This is a genomic window from Streptomyces sp. NPDC004721, assembly GCF_053601495.1.
This window is the reverse complement of the sequence record NZ_JBSGBZ010000026.1, coordinates 33298-52007: the sequence shown is the minus strand read 5'-3', so window position 1 is coordinate 52007 and position 18710 is coordinate 33298. Positions and strand designations below refer to the sequence as shown.

Sequence of the window (18710 nt, the reverse complement as noted above, 5' to 3'; positions counted from 1 at the left end):
CGCGCACACGTGCACACGCGCTCACGCCGAACGACAGCTCACACCCCGTCCCGCACGCACTCACGCCGGAACGATGTTCACCAGCTTCGGCGCCCGCACGATCACCTTGCGGATGCCCGCGCCCTCCAGCGCCGCGACGACCTTCTCGTCGGCCAGCGCCACCTTCTCCAGCTCCTCCTCGGAGATGGCCGGGGAGACCTCCAGGCGCGCCTTCACCTTGCCCTTGACCTGGACGACGCAGGTCACGGTCTCGTCGACGACATACGCCGGGTCGGCGACGGGGAAGTCCTGGTGGACGACCGAGCCGGAGTGGCCCAGCTTGTGCCACAGCTCCTCGGCGATGTGCGGGGCCAGCGGGGCGACCATCAGCACCAGCTGCCCGGCGACCGAGCGCGGCACGGACCGGCCCGTCTTGGTCAGGTGGTTGTTCAGCTCCGTCACCTTGGCGATGGCGGTGTTGAAGCGCAGGCCCTCCAGGTCCTGCCGGACGCCGTCGATCGCCTTGTGCATGGCACGCAGCGTCTCCTCGTCGATGTCGGCGTCCTCGGCGTCGACGACGGTGACCTCGCCGGTCGCCTCGTCGACGATGTTGCGCCACAGCCGCTGCAGCAGCCGGAACTGGCCCACCACCGCGCGCGTGTCCCACGGCCGGGACACGTCCAGCGGGCCCATCGCCATCTCGTACAGGCGCAGCGTGTCGGCCCCGTACTCGGCGCAGATCTCGTCCGGAGTGACCGCGTTCTTCAGGGACTTGCCCATCTTGCCCAGCAGCCGGGAGACCTTCTCGCCCTGGTAGTAGTACGCGCCGCCGCGCTCCTCCACCTCGGCGGCCGGCACCGCGATGCCACGGCTGTCGCGGTAGACGTAGGCCTGGATCATGCCCTGGTTGAACAGCTTGTGGAACGGCTCCGGCGAGGAGACGTGCCCCAGGTCGTACAGGACCTTGGACCAGAAGCGCGCGTACAGCAGGTGCAGCACGGCGTGCTCGGCGCCGCCGACGTACAGGTCGACGCCGCCGTGGGGCATGCCCTCGCGCGGGCCCATCCAGTAGCGCTCGATCTCCGGGTCGACCAGCTGCCGGTCGTTGTGCGGGTCCAGGTAGCGGAACTCGTACCAGCAGGAACCGGCCCAGTTGGGCATGGTGTTGGTCTCGCGGCGGTACTTCCTCGGCCCGTCGCCCAGGTCCAGGGTGACGTTGACCCAGTCCTCATTGCGCGACAGCGGCGTCTCGGGCTGGGTGTCGGCGTCGTCCGGGTCGAAGGTGCGCGGCGAGTAGTCCTCGACCTCGGGCAGCTCCAGCGGCAGCATCGACTCGGGCAGCGCGTGGGCCACGCCGTCCTCGTCGTAGACGATCGGGAAGGGCTCGCCCCAGTAGCGCTGGCGGCTGAACAGCCAGTCGCGCAGGCGGAAGTTGACGGTGCCCTCGCCGATGCCCTTGCGCTCCAGCCACTCGGTGATGCGCGCCTTGGCGTCGACGACGCCCAGGCCGTCCAGCTTCACGTCGTCGCCGGCGGAGTTCACGATCTTCGCGTCGTACGAGGCGAAGGCGTCGTCCCAGGTCGAGGTGTCCGTGCCGCGGTCGTCGGCCGGCTCGACCACGCAGCGCATCGGCAGTTCGAAGGCGCGCGCGAAGGCGAAGTCGCGGCTGTCGTGGGCGGGGACGGCCATGATCGCACCGGTGCCGTAGCCCATCAGGACGTAGTCGGCGATGAAGACCGGGATCTTCTCGCCGTTGACCGGGTTGACGGCGAACGCGCCGGTGAAGACGCCGGTCTTGTCCTTGGCCTCCGCCTGGCGCTCCACGTCCGACTTCGAGGCGGCCTGGGCGCGGTAGGCGGCGACGGCCTCGGCCGGGGTGGCGTGGCCACCGGTCCACACCTCGTGGGTGCCCTCAGGCCAGGCGGCCGGGGTGAACTTCTCCACCAGCGGGTGCTCGGGCGCCAGCACCATGTAGGTGGCGCCGAACAGGGTGTCCTGGCGGGTGGTGAAGATCGTGATCCGCTCGCCGTCGATCGGGAAGTCGACGCGGGCGCCCTCGGAGCGGCCGATCCAGTTGCGCTGCTGGAGCTTGATGGCCTCGGGCCAGTCCAGCTCCTCCAGGTCGTCCAGCAGCCGGTCGGCGTAGGCGGTGATGCGCATGTTCCACTGGCGCAGCTTGGCCTTGAAGACCGGGAAGTTGCCGCGCTCGGAGCGGCCGTCGGCGGTGACCTCCTCGTTGGCCAGCACGGTGCCCAGGCCGGGGCACCAGTTGACGGGCGAGTCGGAGGCGTAGGCCAGGCGGAACTCGCCCAGGACCTCGGCGCGCTCGGCGGCGCTCAGCTCGGGCCACGCGCGCGTGTGCCCCGGCACGGCCCGCTCACCGGATTCGAACTGGGCGATCAGCTGCGAGATCGGACGGGCCTTCCCGGCCTCGTCGTCGTACCAGGAGTTGAAGATCTGCAGGAAGATCCACTGGGTCCACTTGTAGTAGTCCGGGTCGATCGTGGCGAACGACCGGCGCTTGTCGTGGCCCAGGCCCAGCCGGCGCAGCTGCGCCTTCATGTTCTCGATGTTGGCCTCGGTGGACACCCGCGGGTGGGTGCCGGTCTGCACGGCGTACTGCTCGGCGGGCAGGCCGAAGGCGTCGAAGCCCAGGGTGTGCAGGACGTTGTGGCCGGTCATCCGCTGGAAGCGGGCGTACACGTCGGTCGCGATGTACCCGAGCGGGTGACCGACGTGCAGGCCCGCACCGGAGGGGTACGGGAACATGTCCATGATGAACTTCTTGGGCCGGGCGACCAGCTCGGGGTCGCCCGCCAGGTCACCCTTGGGGTTCGGCGCCGCGTAGGTGCCGTCGGCGTCCCAGAAGTCCTGCCAGCGTGCCTCGATGTCGGCCGCCACGGCGGCCGTGTAGCGGTGCGGCGCTGCCACCTCGGAGGCGGCAGCGGGGTTCGTCTCGCTCATGATCCTCAAAGCTCCATCGATCGTCTCTGCCCACGGCTGCGACTTTCAGAAACGAAAAATCCCCTCGCACAGGAGGGGACGCCGCGCCGATGCCGACCATCCGATTGGTCCGGCGGTCGGGACTGATCAGCGCGGCTCGCTAAGCAGAAGGCGTACGGCACGCATGGCGTCAGGGTACCGCAGCCGTCGAGTGCGGGGCGACGAGCGTCCGCGGGGCGGGACGCGGACCCCGGCGAGCCGTGAGGACCGGCGGTCCGTTTGTGAAGATTCAGAAAAGCTGAACATAGTTCAAATTTAACCCGGCGTAATGGATCCTATGGGGACAACACGAGCCCCGGCAGCGCCGTTGATAACAACGCAATAACTCAAACGGCGTACTGCTCGGTTTGGAGCCACTTAGAGTTCGTGCCCGGGACCGCTTTCCCGAACCGCTCGGAGTCGCCCCCATGAACCCTCGTCGCAGTAACAGCTCCCTCCCCAAACCCGGCCGCTCGGCCTATGGGGTGGCATCGGCTGTCGTCCTGCTCCTCATACCCGTGGTCGTACTGGCCGGAGGCAGCCAGTTCCGCGAGTTCCTGAACTTCGGCGCGGGCGTGCTCTCGCTCGTCTCGCTCAGCTGCTCGGTGATCTGGGGCCTGGTCGCCCAGGACCGGATCATCCTCAACACACGCCAGCGGATCGTGGGCCAGGCGGTGCACCGGACCACGGCGGTCGCCTCGATCGCGTTCCTGCTGGTGCACATCACCACCAAGATCGTGCTGGGGCACACCCAGCTGATCGCCGCGCTGATCCCGTTCTCGCTCGGCCTCACCGGGATCGAGGGCCTGGTCGGCCTCGGCTCCCTGGCCGGCCTGCTGATGATCTTCGTGGGCATCACCGGGGCGCTGCGCAGCAACTTCGCCACCCCCGCCCCGGTCGCGGCCCGCTGGCGGGCGATGCACATGCTGGCGTACCCGGCCTGGTGCGCGGCGCTGGTGCACGGCCTGTACGCGGGCCGGGAGGCCAAGCCGATCTTCTTCATCCTCTACGGCCTGTCCCTGGTGGGCGTCATGGCGGCCCTGGCCGTGCGCGCGGCGCCGCGCCCGTTCAAGCGCAGGCTCGCCGACCGGCTCGTGTCGGTGCTGGGCGGCGGCGAGCGGCCGGAGCTGGACGACCTGGACGCGAGCCGGGCCAGGGCCGCGGAGTCGGCGCTGCCGGGCTACGAGAACGCACGCGGCGCGACGCCCCCCCGCGCCGACGCGACGAGGCCGGCGCAGCGCGGTCCGCGGCGCTCCTCCCCGCTGTACGACACCCCGGCGCCCGCCGCCGAGCCCGAGCCCGCCCCCGGCTTCGCCGCCGCCTACCGGGCCGTCGCGACGCCGCCGCGCGACCGGCAGCCCTTCGCGGCCGACCAGACCGCGCGCATGAACATGCCGTTCGACCCGCAGGCCACCGGCGCGACGCCGCGCGTGGACGGCCCCGGCAGCACCTCGGGCAGCTGGCCGATCCCCTCGCCGCCGCCGGTCGGCGAGGCGCCCCCGTCCGCCTACGACCCGCTGAACGACACGGGGTACAACATCCCGGCCTACAACAATCCGGGCGCGGCCGCGGGCACCACCGGCCACGGCGGACGTGATGTGTACGACACCGGTGAGACGAACGCCCCCTACGGCACGTACAACCCGAACGACACGTACAACAGCGGTCCCGCCACTGAAACACCGCCCGGCGCCTCCTACGACGCGCCGGGTTCGGGCGAACCTTGGAACACGCCTTCCGGAGGCTACAGGTGAACGAGGCCCTGCCCGACGTCCCCGAAGTCCGCGTGGTCGGGCTTCCCCAGCTCACGTCGGGCTTCGACCTTGTCGAAAGACTCGATCTGCCCATGCACCTGAAGGTGCACGGGCCGCTCGAACCGATGGGCGGCGAGCAGCTCGCGCAGCTCTCCGAGGCCATCAATCTGAAGGGCCGCGGCGGCGCGGGCTTCCCCTTCCACAGGAAGCTGCGCTCGGTCGCCGAGTCGGCGATCAAACGCGGCGTACGGCCGGTCGTCGTCGTCAACGGCAGCGAGGACGAGCCGGCCTGCCGCAAGGACACGGTCCTGATCAACCGTGCCCCGCACCTCATCCTGGACGGGGCCCTGCTGTGCGCGGAGGCCCTCGGTGCCCGCACCCTCGTGGTCGGGGTCACCCGGGAGTCCACCCAGCGCTCCATGGAGGCGGCGCTCGCCGAACGCGGGCTGAGCAACAGCCGCAGGTCGGCTCTGCGCGCGAGCGTGCAGCGCAACCCGGTGCGCATGGTCACGGGCGCGGCCGCGTCGCTGATCCGCTCCATCGACGGCGGCCCCGCGATCCCACCGGGCCGCAAGACCAGCGCCTCGCAGAACGGCGTGGGCGGGGCCCCCACCCTGCTGTCCAACGCGGAGACCTTCGCCCAGCTGGCGATCGCCGCCCGCATCGGCCCGGAGCGCTACGGCAACACCGGCCTGTACGACGAGCCGGGCACCGTGATGCTGACCATCTCCGGCGCCGTCGCCCGCCCCATGGTGGTCGAGGCGCCCACCGGGGTGCCGCTGCGCTACGTCCTCCAGCTCGCCGGCGCCCCGCCGGTGCCGCAGGGCGTGCTGACCGGCGGCTACCACGGCAAGTGGATCGACGCGGCGACCGTCAACGAGGCGATCGTCTCGCGCAACTCCCTGGACGCGGTGGGCGGTTCACTCGGCGCCGGGGCGATTCTGCCGATCAGTCAGGAGACCTGCCCGCTGGGCGAGTCGCTCCAGGTGGCGAAGTGGCTGGCGGAGGAGAGCGCGGGCCAGTGCGGTCCCTGCTACCTCGGCCTGCCGGCCGCCGCGCGCGGCTTGGAGGACATCCTGAACGGCGGCGGCCCGGCCGCCCTGGAGGCCCTCAAGCAGGTCGCCAAGAACGTCAAGCGGCGCGGCGCCTGCTCGCACCCCGACGGCTCGGCGATGTTCCTGGAATCGACCATCAAGGCGTTCACCGACGACCTGGCCGCGCACGTCCTCGGCAACGGCTGCGGACGCCCCGTCGAGGGCGTCCTGCCGCTCTTCGAGGGCGGCAGGGCTCCCACCGGCGTCCCCGGCGGCGGCGAGGCCGAGGAGTCCGGCTCCAGCCGTCAGAAGATCTACGTCGACTGGACGCTGTGCCGGGGACACGGCCTGTGCGCGGACATCCTCCCGGAGGTCTTCGAACTGGGCGCCGACGGCTTTCCGACCGTCGCCCAGGCGAAGGTTCCGCGCTACGCGGAGGACAAGGCCCTGCGCGCCGTGCGCCGCTGCCCGGCGCTGGCCCTGCGCCTCGAGGAGGACACCCGCTCGCAGGCGCCGTCGCGCAACCTGCCGGTCCTCTCCCAGGGCCGCGGCCGCCGCGCTCTGGGCCGCTGAACGCACGCGACGGCGGGTCGCCCTCCCAGGGGGCGACCCGCCGTCGCATTGCCGCTCCCGATGCCGCCGCGTACGCGTCCGGGCATACGTCGAGGGCGGGTCATCCGATGGATGACCCGCCCTCACTTCCTGTGGAGCTAAGGAGAATTGAACTCCTGACCTCCTGCATGCCATGCAGGCGCTCTACCAACTGAGCTATAGCCCCTCGTGGCCACGCGGCTGAGCCGCGTATTCGACCGTGTCGCCCGGTTTCCCCGGCGGCGACGCCAACATTACACGGTCCAGGGGGTGGAACACCAAATCGGTTTCGCTCTGCCCGGCACGCCCCTGAGCGCAGGGCCGGCGTCACGCCGTCACGAACGAATAGAACCGCTTCAGAGTGCAGTGCTCCTCCAGGAGCCGGCCGTAGATCGGCTCTCCCTCGAGTTCGCGGTAGGTCTCGATCGGGTCGCCTTTTATGATCAGCGCCCGCGCGCACTCCTCGCACCAGTACTGGTAGTCGGGGTTGATCGGCTCCATGTCGCGGACGATCGGGGTGCCGCCGCCGCACCAGTCGCACTTCCGCCTGTGTGCACCCATAGGTCAGCTCCAGCTGTGGCCGCAGGCCGTGCACACGTACGAGATCCCCCCGTTGTCGCCGAGGACTTGGGCCACATGGAGGGAGCCGCAGGAGGGGCAGACGAGGCGGGTGACCGTGTCTCGTATCAACGCCGCACCGAGGAGGTGATCGACCTCCTCGAGGATGCAGGCAGGCATCGCTACTCCCTCCCGTCGGGCCGCGCCCCCTTCCGGCCGTTTGATTCTGCCACGGCCGGGCCGACACGGTCAGCGACGCCTTGGTACCAGTACGGCCACGGCCTGCACCGCGGACGTCCGGGCCGGCGCGTCCAGACACTCCGGGAGCGCGCTCGCAGAGGTATACGCCCCCCGAGCCCCAAGTGACTCAAGCCGGTTCACAGGAATACAGAAAATCCCGCCCCTGAACGGGACGGGATCCTGACGAACGATCTTCGGCGACTCAACCGAGTGCCGGTCCGTGGAGCTAAGGAGAATTGAACTCCTGACCTCCTGCATGCCATGCAGGCGCTCTACCAACTGAGCTATAGCCCCTTGCCTCCACGCGAACCAACCGCGTGGTGTTTCGCCCCGCTCGGCGGGGCGAACAAGAAGAACTTTAGCCTGCGACCTGCCGGAAAGTGAAATCCGGGTCCCGTGGGCCGCGGGCGGCTCAGTCGTCGTCGCCGAGGACGGGCTCGGGCAGGGTGCCGGCGTTGTGCTCCAGCAGCCGCCAGCCGCGGGCGCCCTCGCCGAGGACCGACCAGCAGCAGTTGGACAGGCCGCCCAGGCTCTCCCAGTGGTGGGGTTCGAGGCCGATGAGGCGACCGAGGGTGGTGCGGATGGTGCCGCCGTGGCTGACCACGACGAGCGTGCCGTCCTCGGGCACCTTCTCCACGTGCCGCAGCACGACGGGGGCGGCGCGGTCGGCGACCTCGGTCTCCAGTTCGCCGCCGCCGCGGCGCACCGGCTCGCCGCGCTTCCACGCGGCGTACTGCTCGCCGTACCGGTCGATGATCTCCTCGTGCGTCAGGCCCTGCCAGACGCCCGCGTAGGTCTCGCGCAGGGCCTCGTCGCGGGTGACCTCAAGGCCGGTGAGCGCGGCCAGCTCGGCGGCCGTGCGGGTGGCCCGCAGGAGGTCGGAGGAGACGATCGCGTCGGGCCGCAGGGAGGCCAGCAGTCGGGCGGCACGGCGGGCCTGGCCGACGCCGGTCTCGGTCAGCTCGACGTCGGTGCTGCCCTGGAAGCGCCGTTCCACGTTCCAGGGAGTCTGGCCGTGGCGCCACAGGATGATGCGGCGGCCACGGCCCGGCGCCCCTCCGGGCCCCTCGGCGGCGCCGCTCACCGCCACTCACCGCCCGGCTCCGCCGTCTCCTCGGCGGCCTGCTGCTTGGCGTGTTCCTCGGCCCTGCCCCGGGTGGCCTTGGCGTCGGCGGGCAGTTCGAGCTCGGGGCAGTCCTTCCACAACCGCTCCAGGGCGTAGAAGACGCGCTCCTCGCTGTGCTGGACGTGCACGACGATGTCCACGTAGTCGAGCAGGACCCAGCGGGCCTCGCGGTCGCCTTCGCGGCGCACCGGCTTGGCGCCGAGGTCCTTCAGCAGCCGTTCCTCGATCTCGTCGACGATCGACTTGACCTGGCGGTCACTGGGCGCGGACGCCAGCAGGAAGGCGTCCGTGATCGACAGCACGTCGCTGACGTCATACGCGATGATGTCGTGCGCGAGTTTGTCGGCGGCCGCCTGGGCGGCGGTGTTGATGAGGTCGAGAGAGTGGTCGGTCGCGGTCACTACAGGGCTTTCCTTCGGCGGTCACTTGACACCAAGGGTCTCACGGACCGCCGAGGACACCCCACGCAATTGAGGGATCACTGCTCCGAGGAGCCCCGGTAGTCCTGACCGAGGACGACCGAGACGTCGGCGTTCGAGGTGACCGTGCCCTTCGTCACCGCGGTGTCGGGCAGCCCCAGGGTCTTGGCGACCTCCGTGGCCTTCTCCTTGCCCGCGGCGTCGGCGTAGACGACCTGGGACGCCGAGCGGACCTCGGACGCGGTGCCGCCCTCCAGGAAGGTGAAGCCGCCGCCCAGGAGGACGATCCGGGCCTTCTCGGTGTTGCCCTTGGTGCCGGTGGCGTTCCGCACGGATACCCGGACGGCGGACGACTGATCGGGGCTCTTCGCGGTGCCGCCCAGGACGTCCTTGACCACGCTCTCGCTGGTCTGCGCGCTCAGCGTGCCGTCCGTCTGCACCGGCAGCAGCGCCGTCTTGTAGTCGCCGCCCTTGGCGAAATCGGCCAGCTTGGCGAGGAAGGTGCCGAGGTCCTCGTCAGTGAGCGAGGGGTCGAGGATCTGCTGGAGCGTCTGCACCGTCGTCGTCGCGCCCGTGGCGTCGGAGGGGACCTTGCGCAGCACGCTCTGCAGCACCTGGCCGAACCGTTCGAGCTGGGCGTTCTCCCCCTCACCCGAGGCGTGGTAGGTGGCGTAGGCGACGGCCATCTTGCCGCTGAGGGTCTGCGCCTTGCCCTTGCGGATCAGGGGCGCGGTGCCCTTCTTCTTGGCGTCCGGGTCGGGCACCTCGGCGTTGGTGTCGACGTCGATGTTGCCGACCAGGTCGACGAGGTTCTGGAGGTAGGGGGTGTCCAGGCGCCAGGTGCCCTCGATGTCGGTGCCGAGGACCGTGTCGAGCTGGTCGCGGGTACCCGAGGAGCCGTCGCCCTTGACCGACTTGGCGAGGGACGTGACGGTGCCGTCGTCGCCCGTCAGGGCGAGGGAGTTGGGCAGCAGGACGGTGGTGCCCTGCTTGGTGGTGGTGTTGCCGACGAGCAGCGCCGTGGACGTGCCGCCCCGTTCGGTGTCGTGCAGGTGGACGACGATCACGTCGCGCTTCTGGGCGCCGGACGCGGTCGTGGTGCCGGTCTCGGAGCCGGGCGACGACAGTCCGGGCAGCTTCCCGGCGTACCAGAGGTAGCCGACGCCGCCCACCGCGACCAGGGCCAGCACGACTGTCAGGGCGATGACGCGGCTGCGGGCGCGGCGGCGGGCCTCCTCGCGGCGCTCGGTGCGGTTCTCGGTGAACTTCAGCCAGTCGATGACGTCCTCGGAGTCGTCGCTGGGCTCCTCGACGAAGGCGAACTGCTCGGTGCGGTAGTCGGGTCCGTCCGCACCGCCCCGGTCCGGTCCCTGCGCCGCCCGGTCGGCGTCCGCCGGGCCGGTCTGCTGCGGGATGTGCGCGGTCTGCTCGGCGACCCGGGGCTGCTGCCCGCTGGTCGCGGCCCGGCCGTACGGGTCGTACGGCGCCGCCGTCGCGCCGGAACCGTACGGGTCGTAGGAGCCGTGGACGCCATGGGCTCCGTGGCCGGGGCCGGAGGGGTCGGCCGCCTGCCGGCCGCCGTCGTAGCCGGTTCCGTAGCCGCCCTGATAGGCGCCGTCGTGACCGCCCTGATAGGCCGAGGGATCGAGCTGCTGCTGGCCGCCGGTCGCGTACGGATCGTAGCCGTATCCCTGCTGTCCGTAGGCGTCGTAGGCCTGCTGCGGTGTCTGCTGGACGGGGACCTGCCGGTACACAGGCCGGCCGTACTCGTCGTAGCCGACGAGTTCGTACTGGTCGCCTCCGTGACCAGCGTCGTATCGGTCGTTCACCGGTGCCCCTCTCGGCTCACTCGCCTCGGTACAACTGGCGTTTGGCGATGTAGCGCACGACTCCGTCAGGCACCAGATACCAGACCGGGTCACCCTTGGCGACTCTCGCCCGGCAGTCGGTGGAGGAGATGGCGAGGGCGGGGACCTCGACGAGCGAGACGCCGCCTTCCGGCAGGCCGGGATCGGTCAGATGGTGGCCGGGCCGGGTGACGCCGATGAAGTGCGCGAGGGAGAACAGTTCCTCGGAGTCCCGCCAGGTGAGGATCTGGCCGAGCGCATCGGCGCCGGTGATGAAGAACAGGTCGGTGTCGGGGTTGAGCGCGCGCAGGTCGCGCAGGGTGTCCACGGTGTAGGTGGGACCGCCGCGGTCGATGTCGATGCGGCTCACGGAGAACTGCGGGTTCTCGGCGGTCGCGATGACCGTCATCAGATAGCGGTCCTCCGCCGGGGAGACAAGGCGGTGGGACTTCTGCCAGGGCTGCCCGGTGGGCACGAACACCACCTCGTCCAGGTGGAACTGCGCGGCGACCTCGCTGGCCGCCACGAGGTGCCCGTGGTGGATCGGGTCGAACGTTCCGCCCATGACGCCGAGGCGCCGCTTGCCCGACGCCGAAGGCCCGCCGCCGGGCCCGTGTTCGAGGGGGTTCACCGTGTCACTCGCCGGACCGGTAGGCATGTCCTGCTCTCCCATGCGTGCAGACCCTACCGGCCCGGCCTGAGGACTCCGTGAACCAGATCCCGGGGACGGGCCGGGCAGGGCTTCAGCGGTCGCGGTTGAAACGCGTGGTGATCCACAGCAGGAGCAGCAGGATGAACAGCGCGCCACCGCCGGTGAGGAGGGGGCTGAGGCTCTCGTGGTTGCCCCCCTCGGCCTCGGCGAGGTTGACCAACTGGGCAGCGGTGCTGGGGAAGCTCATCTTTGGCAGGACCTATCCGGGAGTGAGCGGGACAAGGATGTCGGCCCATCGTAAGCAACCCCCGGCGCACCGCTCACCCCGACTCCACCGTTGGCTCCGCGAGCGCTTGCGCCCCACCCGAGCCCGCGCAGGTCCTCCAGTGCGGGCGCGACGGCCGCGGGAGCCCTCGGGAACCTTTCCGCCGCGTCAGTCGTCGTCCCGCTTGTAGCCGCGGAGGAGGAACCAGCCGGTGAGGACGCAGCCCAGGACCATCACGATCAGGACGACCCGGAGCAGGTAGCCCGTCCCCTGGTGCTGGGCTGCGGCGCCGGCGGCCTCGGTCAGCCAGGCGGCTGCGGGGTGGTGCTCCATGGTGTGGACTCCTTCGTTGCACTGCCCGTCCACGGTATCTCCGCCTAGGCTGGGTCCTGCCTCGGGGGCGCATTGGGACACTGACACACATGGGGGACCACATGTCCGACGACGGCCGCGAACAAGACGGGCAGGAGCACGTGCCGAGCCGGCAGCGCAGGCGCTTCCCGGAGATCTCCTCGCGCGCGTACGAGCACCCTGCCGACCGCTCCGCCCTGGTCGCGCTGCGCAAGCTGAGCGGCTTCGACACGGTGTTCAAGGCCCTCAGCGGCCTGCTGCCCGAGCGCAGTCTCCGGCTGCTGTTCCTGTCCGACTCCGTCCGCGTCTCCGACCAGCAGTTCGCACACCTGAACGACATGCTGCGGGACGCCTGCTACATCCTGGACCTGGAGAAGGTCCCGCCGATGTACGTGAACCAGGATCCCCAGCCCAACGCGATGTGCATCGGCCTGGACGAGCCGATCATCGTCGTCACCACGGGCCTGGTCGAGCTGCTCGACGAGGAGGAGATGCGGGCGGTCGTCGGCCACGAGGTGGGCCACGCCCTGTCCGGGCACGCCGTGTACCGCACGATCCTGCTGTTCCTGACGAGCCTGGCCGTCCGGGTCGCCTGGATCCCGCTGGGCAACCTCGCGATCATGGCGATCGTCACCGGACTGCGCGAGTGGTTCCGCAAGTCGGAGCTGTCGGCGGACCGGGCCGGTCTGCTCGTCGGCCAGGACCCGAAGGCCTCCATGCGGGGTCTGATGAAGATCGCGGGCGGCAACCACCTGCACCAGATGAACGTGGACGCGTTCCTCCAGCAGGCCGAGGAGTACGAGGCCGGGGGCGACCTGCGCGACTCCGTGCTGAAGATCCTCAACGTGCTGCCGCGTTCGCATCCCTTCACCACCGTGCGGGCCGCCGAGCTGAAGAAGTGGGCCGAGTCCCGCGACTACCAGCGGATCATGGACGGCCACTACCCGCGCCGCACCGAGGACAAGGACACCTCGGTCACCGACTCCTTCCGCGAGTCGGCGGCCCACTACGCCGACCACGTCAAGAGCTCGAAGGACCCACTGATGAAGCTGGTCAGCGATCTGGCGGGCGGCGCCGGCGACCTGGGCGACCGGGTGCGGCGCGGCTTCGGCGGCTTCACGGGATCGGCCCCGCCCCAGGACCGGGGCAAGGACCAGCGGTCCACCGACACCCCGCCCCGCGACGAGGACTGACCTTCCGAGCGAGCGCGGGCCGGTCCCGCGCGGCCACCGCCCGCGGCGGCGTCACACCTTCGGCTCGGCGCTGTGCGCCAGGGAGCCGCACAGGGCCGCCGCGGTGTCCGTGGCGTACGGGTCCGTGCCGGGCGGGCTGCCCGCCTTGGCCGTCTGGCCGGACAGCAGCGGCTCGAAACGCCCCGCGGCGTCCCCGGCGCAGGAGAGCGGGCCGGCCTGCACATAGGAGACGACGATCTGGACCTGGTGCAGCCGCAGGTCGTCCTGGGTAAAGCGGAACTGCAGCTCGCGCCGGACGGTGAAGAGCGACGCCGGCGCGTGCGCCGCGGAGCCGGCCGGCTTCAGCGCGTAGACGAAGGTGTGGTCCGCGCTGACCTCCAGGGTGGAGGAGTCGGTCTCGACGGCCTGGAGGCTGCCCTGCACCCGGATCTCGCGGTCGGCCAGCTCGGCCCGGGCCGGGTCGAAGCGGACGAGCCAGCCGGTGGGCGCGTGCCGGCCGTCGGCGGCGGGGCGGACGAAGCTCTGGTCGAACTGGTCGAGCTGACCGGGGTCGAGCAGCGCCCGCACCGGGCGGGTCTGGCCGCCGGTGAGCACCTCCGGGTAGAGGGAGGACGCGACGATGTACTCCTTCGCCACGGTCAGCGCGGCGAGGACCTGGCTGTCGGCGAAGTGCGCGGTGCGCCGGACGACGGGCATCGGTACGCCCTCCGCGCCGATGGCGAACTGGGCGGCCGGGCTGTGCGTGTAGAGGTATTCGGGGTCGGCCGCGCCGGGCACCTTGCCCTGCGGAGCGAGCGGGATGACGGTCATCCGCAGCGGCTCCACGGGCCGCTGGGCCTGCGCGCTCTGGTAGGGGTGCCGTACTCCCATGTAGATCGCGGTGCCGAAGGCGACGATGATCAGCAGGACCAGCAGCAGCGCCTGCCGGGGCACCCCTCGGCGCAGCGGCGGGCGGCGGCGCACGGCCGGGGTGTGGTCGGTGATCCGCTCACGCGCGGAGTACTCCTGGAGGTGGGCAGCCCGGACGAACGACTCGTCGAAGACGACGGATCGGTACTCGTCCTCCGCACCTCCCGGGACGCCCTCGGGTGTCCCCTCAGGTGGCTCGCCAGGCCCTCCCATATCTTCAGGGTAGGTCTCCGGAAGCCCTGGTAAACGCCCTGATGTGCGACAAGTTCTGACAGGTTCTCACCAAAACTGCCGCCTCGCCGTCAGGGCGTGCGCGGGACCGCGGGGACGGGTGGCTGGGAGTAGTCGGCGGAGGCTGAGGGCGCTGCGGCGCTGCCCTGCTCCAGGCCGGTCGAGGCGGGCGGCGGGACCTGCTCCCGGCTGCCCGAGGAGCCGCCCCGGTAGACCGCCGCGAAGGCCAGGGCGACCATGCCGATGCCCATGACGAGGGCGAGCACCCAGGCGACGGGGCGGTGCCAGCGGACGTGCTTGCCGAAGGTGCCCGGGGCGCCGTGGCGGCCCTCGAGGACGTCGGGGTCGTCCAGGTCGCCGTAGGGGTGGTCGGGGCCGAGGCCGGGGCCGTACCCGTCCTCGTGGCGCTCGCCTCTCGCGTGGGCGCGGCGGGCCTCCGCCTCGGAGGCCTCGGCTCTGGCCTGCGCGGCGGCCAGGAGGCGTTCGACGGCGGTCGGCTCGTGGATCACGGCCGAGCGTACGAAGGCCTCGTCGAAGACCACGGAGGCGAACTCTTCGTCCGACACCCCGTGGTCGTGGTCGTCGTCGGGCTCCCAGCCGTCAGGGAACGGCGTGCCCCCCACATCCTCCGGCACGGATCCAGAGTAGACCTGAGGGGTCAATTTGGGCAGACGGTATGGAAATTCATCCAACTGCTGAGACGGCCCCGCTACGGGCCGGGCGGCGTCAGCGGCGGGTGTGGCCGTCCCCTGTGAGGATGTACTTCGTGCTGGTCAGCTCGGGCAGCCCCATCGGGCCGCGGGCGTGCAGCTTCTGGGTGGAGATGCCGATCTCGGCGCCGAAGCCGAACTGGCCACCGTCGGTGAAGCGCGTGGAGGCGTTGACGGCGACGGTCGTGGAGTCGACCAGCTGGGTGAAGCGGCGGGCGGCCTGCTGCGAGGTGGTGACGATCGCCTCGGTGTGCCCGGAGCTCCACAGCCGGATGTGCGCGACGGCCCGGTCCAGGGAGTCGACCACGGCGGCGGCGATGTCGTACGACAGGTACTCGGTCTCCCAGTCCTCCGGGGTGGCCTCGACGACCGTGGCCCGGGAGTCCTTGGCGTGGGCCATGACCCGCTCGTCGGCATGCACGGTGACCCCGGCCTCGGCGAGCGCGTCCAGGGCACGCGGCAGGAACTCGGCGGCGATGTCCTGGTGGACCAGCAGCGTCTCGGCGGCGTTGCAGACGCTGGGCCGCTGCGCCTTGGAGTTGATCAGGATGTCCACGGCCGTGTCGACGTCGGCCTGCGCGTCGACGTAGACGTGGCAGTTGCCGGTGCCGGTCTCGATCACCGGGACCGTGGACTCGTTCACCACCGTCCGGATCAGCGAGGCGCCGCCGCGCGGGATCAGCACGTCGACCAGGCCGCGGGCGCGCATCAGCTCGCGCACGCTCTCGCGGCTCTCGCCGGGGACCAGTTGCACGGCGTCGGCGGGCAGTCCCGCCCCGCCCACGGCGTCGCGGACGACTCGGACCAGGGCGGTGTTCGACTCGTAGGCGGAGGCCGAGCCGCGCAGCAGCACCGCGTTGCCCGACTTCAGGCAGAGGGCGGCGGCGTCCACGGTGACGTTCGGGCGGGCCTCGTAGATGATGCCGACCACGCCGAGCGGGACGCGGACCTGCCGCAGGTCGAGCCCGTTCGGCAGCGTGTTGCCGCGGACGACCTCGCCGACCGGGTCGGGCAGCGCCGCCACGTCCCGCACGTCGGCGGCGATGGCGCGCACCCGCTCGGGGGTGAGGGTGAGCCGGTCGACGATGGCCTCGCTGGTGCCGGCCTCGCGGGCCTTGGCGACGTCCTTGGCGTTGGCCTCGAGGATCTCGCCGGTACGGACCTCCAGGGCGTCCGCGACGGCCAGCAGGGCGTCGTCCTTCGCCACCCGCGGCAGCGGCGCGAGGTCGGCGGCGGCAGCCTTGGCGCGGTACGCGGCCTGGGTGACCGGGGACATCGAGTCGTACGGCGAGAGCGTGGTCATGAGGGAAGGGTAGTGCGCCACGAGGGGCGGACACCGGTCATCCCACACCGCGAGACGGGGTCAAAAGGGGTGTACTCCGACCGGTGTCGCCGGCGGCGCTCCGTACCCCTCGGCGAGGCGCTGGTGGTAGGTCTCGCGGTCGATGACCTCGAGGCCGACGATCTCCCAGGGCGGCAGTCGGGCGCTCTGCCGGTGCTCACCCCACAGGCGCAGAGCGACTGCGGCCGCGTCGTGGAGGTCGCGGGCCTCCTCCCAGTAGCGGATCTCGGCGTGGTCGCCCGCGTACCGGCTGGTCAGCAGGAAGGGGTGGTCGTGAGCGAGCTGCTCGAGGCCGCGCCGCACCTCCTTCAGCGGGGCCTGGGCGCCGGAGACGCTGAGCGTGACGTGCCACAGCCGGGGCAGGTCCTGCGGCTCCTCGTAGCCCGCTCCGGCCGCCACGCTCGTCAGGCCACCGCGGGACGCCGCCGCCCCAGGGCGCACTCGTCTCACGACGTCCTCCTTCACGCAGCGCTCGCTCGCATCGCTGGCATCGCTCGTATCGCTGGTCCCGCTCATGCGGAATGCGTCCCTGCCTCAAAGTGGAGCAGGCCGCACAGCTCCATGGGGCGGTTTTACGGAACGTCCCCCACCTTCGGCACCCGGGTGGCCGGACGTTTCGGCGTATTACGGCTCCAGGAGCACCAGGTCGTCCCTGTGTACGACCTCGCGTTCGTACGCCGGTCCCAGCTCGCGGGCGAGTTCGCGGGTGGAGTGGCCGATCAGCCGGGGGATCTCCCTGGCGTCGAAGTTGACGAGGCCGCGGGCCACCGCGCGCCCCGCGCCGTCGCGCAGCTCGACCGGGTCGCCGGCGGTGAACTCGCCCTCCACGGCGGCGATCCCGGCGGGCAGCAGCGACTTGCGGCCCTCGACGACCGCGCGGACCGCACCGTCGTCGAGGGTGAGCGAGCCCTGCGGGGTGGAGGCGTGCTGCAACCACAGCAGCCGGTCGGCGGAGCGCTTGCCGGTGGGGTGGAAATAGGTGCCGGTGTCGCGGCCGGACAGGGCGTCGGCGGCGTGGACGGCGCTGGTGAGCACCACGGGGATGCCGGCGGCGGCCGCGATCCGGGCTGCCTCCACCTTGGTGACCATGCCGCCGGTCCCGACGCCGGCCTTGCCCGCGCTGCCGATCTCGATGCCCTCCAGATCGCCGGGGCCCCGGACCTCCGCCAGCCGGGACGTGCCCGGCCTGCTGGGGTCGCCGTCGTAGAGGCCGTCCACGTCGGACAGCAGCACCAGCAGGTCGGCGCGGACCAGGTGGGCGACGAGCGCGGCGAGCCGGTCGTTGTCGCCGAAGCGGATCTCGTCCGTGGCGACGGTGTCGTTCTCGTTGACCACCGGGAGGGCGCCCATCGCGAGCAGCTTGTCGAGGGTGCGCGAGGCGTTGCGGTGGTGGGCGCGGCGGCTGGTGTCGTCGCCGGTCAGCAGGACCTGGCCGACGCGGATGCCGTAACGGGCGAAGGAGGCGGTGTAGCGGGCCACGAGCAGGCCCTGGCCGACGCTGGCCGCGGCCTGCTGGCGGGCGAGGTCGCGGGGGCGGCGGCGCAGGCCCAGCGGGGCGAGGCCGGCGGCGATGGCACCGGAGGAGACGAGGACGATCTCCTTCTGTCCGCCGCCCGCGCGTCCCTCGCCGCCCTCGGCCGGGCCCGTTCGGGCACCGCCCTCCTTGAGGCTCTTGCCGAGGACGTCCACGAGCGCGTCCACGCGGTCGGCGTCCAGGCCGCCCGACGCGGTGGTCAGTGACGAGGAACCCACCTTGACGACGATCCTGCGGGCCTCGCACACGGCTTGCCTTGCCCCAGTCACCTTGCCCTGTGCCCTCTCACGTCGACACGCGCCGATCCGGACGCTTGTCAGGCAATCTACGCGAAGCGCACGGCCCGCTGCGCCGCGGTCCAGGCTGCGGACAGGGTGGCTGCCTCAGGGGCGCTCGAAGCGACTCGGACAGGGGAAGTACCACTCCAGGAAGTCTCGGACGTAAGCACGCACGAACTCCCGTCGCGACGGTTCCATGTCCACGTCGTTCAGGCAGAAGAAGTCGTAGCCGCGCCGCTTCTTCAGGGCTTCGATCCGCTCCTCCAGGTGCGGTTTCCCCGTGTCGATGTAGCGGTACTTGAACTTGCCGGGAACGGCCCTTCCCGTCAGCAGCGCGTAGTGGTGGTGAAAGGAGGCCGCCGGCGCTATGTCGTCGATGGACCGGAATCTCGAACGCATCGTCTGCGACATGGCGTCCGCGTAGGTGCTCTCCAGCTCGTTCATGACGTCCCGCAGCTGCGGATGCGGGGTGTGGAGGAACTTGTGGGTGATGGACCGCCCGAACGTGCCGCGAAGGTGCCGGCGCACGTTCCTGGCGGCGGAGTTGGGTGCCGCCGCCAGGGGGTGCGGGGCACCCGCCCCTATCTGGTAGGACGAGAAGGGCAGGCGAGCGACGCCGCTTCCGTAAAAGAAGTGCCCCGGGGTGACCTTCCGCCCGACGAACACGTCGTCGTTGAAGTAGAGATAGTGGTCCGACAGACCCGGAATGTGGTGC

At 71.1% G+C, this 18710-nt stretch carries 18 protein-coding genes and 2 tRNA genes; 3 read left to right on the top strand and 17 right to left on the bottom strand.

Features of this window, described 5'->3' with window-relative positions; all coding sequences use genetic code 11:
- Nucleotides 1-60: 60 nt before the first annotated feature.
- Complete coding sequence (gene leuS, locus ACWEK3_RS23810; RefSeq protein ID WP_450542970.1) at nucleotides 61-2943, bottom strand: leucine--tRNA ligase; 2883 nt, start codon at nucleotides 2941-2943, stop codon at nucleotides 61-63.
- A gap of 446 nt (nucleotides 2944-3389) precedes the next feature.
- On the opposite strand from leuS, the gene ACWEK3_RS23805 reads away from it, so the two are divergent.
- Complete coding sequence (locus ACWEK3_RS23805) at nucleotides 3390-4715, top strand: cytochrome b/b6 domain-containing protein (RefSeq protein WP_453250550.1); 1326 nt, start codon at nucleotides 3390-3392, stop codon at nucleotides 4713-4715.
- Nucleotides 4712-6322 (top strand): NADH-ubiquinone oxidoreductase-F iron-sulfur binding region domain-containing protein, encoded by a 1611-nt coding sequence (locus ACWEK3_RS23800; protein WP_365422287.1) that lies wholly within the window; start codon nucleotides 4712-4714, stop codon nucleotides 6320-6322. The genes ACWEK3_RS23805 and ACWEK3_RS23800 overlap by 4 nt, the downstream gene beginning before the upstream one ends.
- A gap of 132 nt (nucleotides 6323-6454) precedes the next feature.
- Here ACWEK3_RS23800 and ACWEK3_RS23795 read toward each other — a convergent pair.
- The 10 genes from ACWEK3_RS23795 to ACWEK3_RS23750 form a co-directional block, all read right to left on the bottom strand.
- A tRNA-Ala gene (locus ACWEK3_RS23795) sits at nucleotides 6455-6527 on the bottom strand.
- Between the two features lie 140 nt (nucleotides 6528-6667).
- Nucleotides 6668-6901 (bottom strand): hypothetical protein, encoded by a 234-nt coding sequence (locus ACWEK3_RS23790; RefSeq protein WP_100566877.1) that lies wholly within the window; start codon nucleotides 6899-6901, stop codon nucleotides 6668-6670.
- Between the two features lie 3 nt (nucleotides 6902-6904).
- Nucleotides 6905-7078 carry a hypothetical protein gene (locus ACWEK3_RS23785; RefSeq protein WP_361408565.1) on the bottom strand — a complete coding sequence of 58 codons (174 nt, stop codon included), beginning with the start codon at nucleotides 7076-7078 and terminating at the stop codon, nucleotides 6905-6907.
- 281 nt (nucleotides 7079-7359) lie between these two features.
- Nucleotides 7360-7432, bottom strand: a tRNA-Ala gene (locus tag ACWEK3_RS23780).
- A 118-nt stretch (nucleotides 7433-7550) separates the two neighbouring features.
- Nucleotides 7551-8228, bottom strand: coding sequence for a histidine phosphatase family protein (locus tag ACWEK3_RS23775; protein ID WP_453250549.1), 678 nt, complete (start codon nucleotides 8226-8228; stop codon nucleotides 7551-7553).
- Nucleotides 8219-8665: a ribosome silencing factor gene (rsfS, locus tag ACWEK3_RS23770; RefSeq protein ID WP_361408559.1), complete on the bottom strand. Its 447-nt coding sequence runs from the start codon at nucleotides 8663-8665 to the stop codon at nucleotides 8219-8221. The genes ACWEK3_RS23775 and rsfS overlap by 10 nt, the downstream gene beginning before the upstream one ends.
- A gap of 77 nt (nucleotides 8666-8742) precedes the next feature.
- Entirely contained in the window at nucleotides 8743-10512 is a 1770-nt protein-coding gene (locus ACWEK3_RS23765) for an LCP family protein (RefSeq protein ID WP_453250548.1), read from the bottom strand.
- A 16-nt stretch (nucleotides 10513-10528) separates the two neighbouring features.
- Nucleotides 10529-11203 (bottom strand): nicotinate-nucleotide adenylyltransferase, encoded by a 675-nt coding sequence (gene nadD / locus ACWEK3_RS23760; RefSeq protein ID WP_390723946.1) that lies wholly within the window; start codon nucleotides 11201-11203, stop codon nucleotides 10529-10531.
- Between the two features lie 70 nt (nucleotides 11204-11273).
- A complete protein-coding gene (locus tag ACWEK3_RS23755) occupies nucleotides 11274-11429 on the bottom strand; it encodes a hypothetical protein (protein WP_390723945.1) in 156 nt (51 codons plus the stop codon).
- 186 nt (nucleotides 11430-11615) lie between these two features.
- Entirely contained in the window at nucleotides 11616-11780 is a 165-nt protein-coding gene (locus tag ACWEK3_RS23750; RefSeq protein ID WP_361408548.1) for a hypothetical protein, read from the bottom strand.
- An 89-nt stretch (nucleotides 11781-11869) separates the two neighbouring features.
- Here ACWEK3_RS23750 and ACWEK3_RS23745 point away from each other — a divergent pair, with 89 nt between their 5' ends.
- The gene (locus tag ACWEK3_RS23745) at nucleotides 11870-12991 is read left to right on the top strand and encodes a M48 family metallopeptidase (RefSeq protein WP_390875988.1); all 1122 of its coding nucleotides are present in this window, start codon (nucleotides 11870-11872) and stop codon (nucleotides 12989-12991) included.
- Between the two features lie 51 nt (nucleotides 12992-13042).
- Here the strand turns inward: ACWEK3_RS23745 and ACWEK3_RS23740 are convergent, their stop codons facing one another.
- The 6 genes from ACWEK3_RS23740 to ACWEK3_RS23715 all read right to left on the bottom strand — a co-directional run.
- Nucleotides 13043-14113, bottom strand: a complete 1071-nt coding sequence (locus ACWEK3_RS23740) for an SCO2583 family membrane protein (protein ID WP_453250547.1) — start codon at nucleotides 14111-14113, stop codon at nucleotides 13043-13045.
- A gap of 89 nt (nucleotides 14114-14202) precedes the next feature.
- The gene (locus tag ACWEK3_RS23735; RefSeq protein ID WP_450547185.1) at nucleotides 14203-14766 is read right to left on the bottom strand and encodes an SCO2584 family spore wall biosynthesis protein; all 564 of its coding nucleotides are present in this window, start codon (nucleotides 14764-14766) and stop codon (nucleotides 14203-14205) included.
- A 91-nt stretch (nucleotides 14767-14857) separates the two neighbouring features.
- Nucleotides 14858-16144 (bottom strand): glutamate-5-semialdehyde dehydrogenase, encoded by a 1287-nt coding sequence (locus tag ACWEK3_RS23730; protein WP_361408536.1) that lies wholly within the window; start codon nucleotides 16142-16144, stop codon nucleotides 14858-14860.
- Nucleotides 16145-16204: 60 nt separating this feature from the next.
- Complete coding sequence (locus tag ACWEK3_RS23725; RefSeq protein WP_376404612.1) at nucleotides 16205-16624, bottom strand: hypothetical protein; 420 nt, start codon at nucleotides 16622-16624, stop codon at nucleotides 16205-16207.
- 183 nt (nucleotides 16625-16807) lie between these two features.
- On the bottom strand, nucleotides 16808-17986 hold the full coding sequence (gene proB / locus ACWEK3_RS23720) for a glutamate 5-kinase (RefSeq protein WP_390875991.1): 1179 nt from the start codon (nucleotides 17984-17986) through the stop codon (nucleotides 16808-16810).
- A 114-nt stretch (nucleotides 17987-18100) separates the two neighbouring features.
- A partial coding sequence (locus ACWEK3_RS23715; protein WP_450547187.1) for a stealth conserved region 3 domain-containing protein occupies nucleotides 18101-18710 on the bottom strand: 610 nt, incomplete at its 5' end.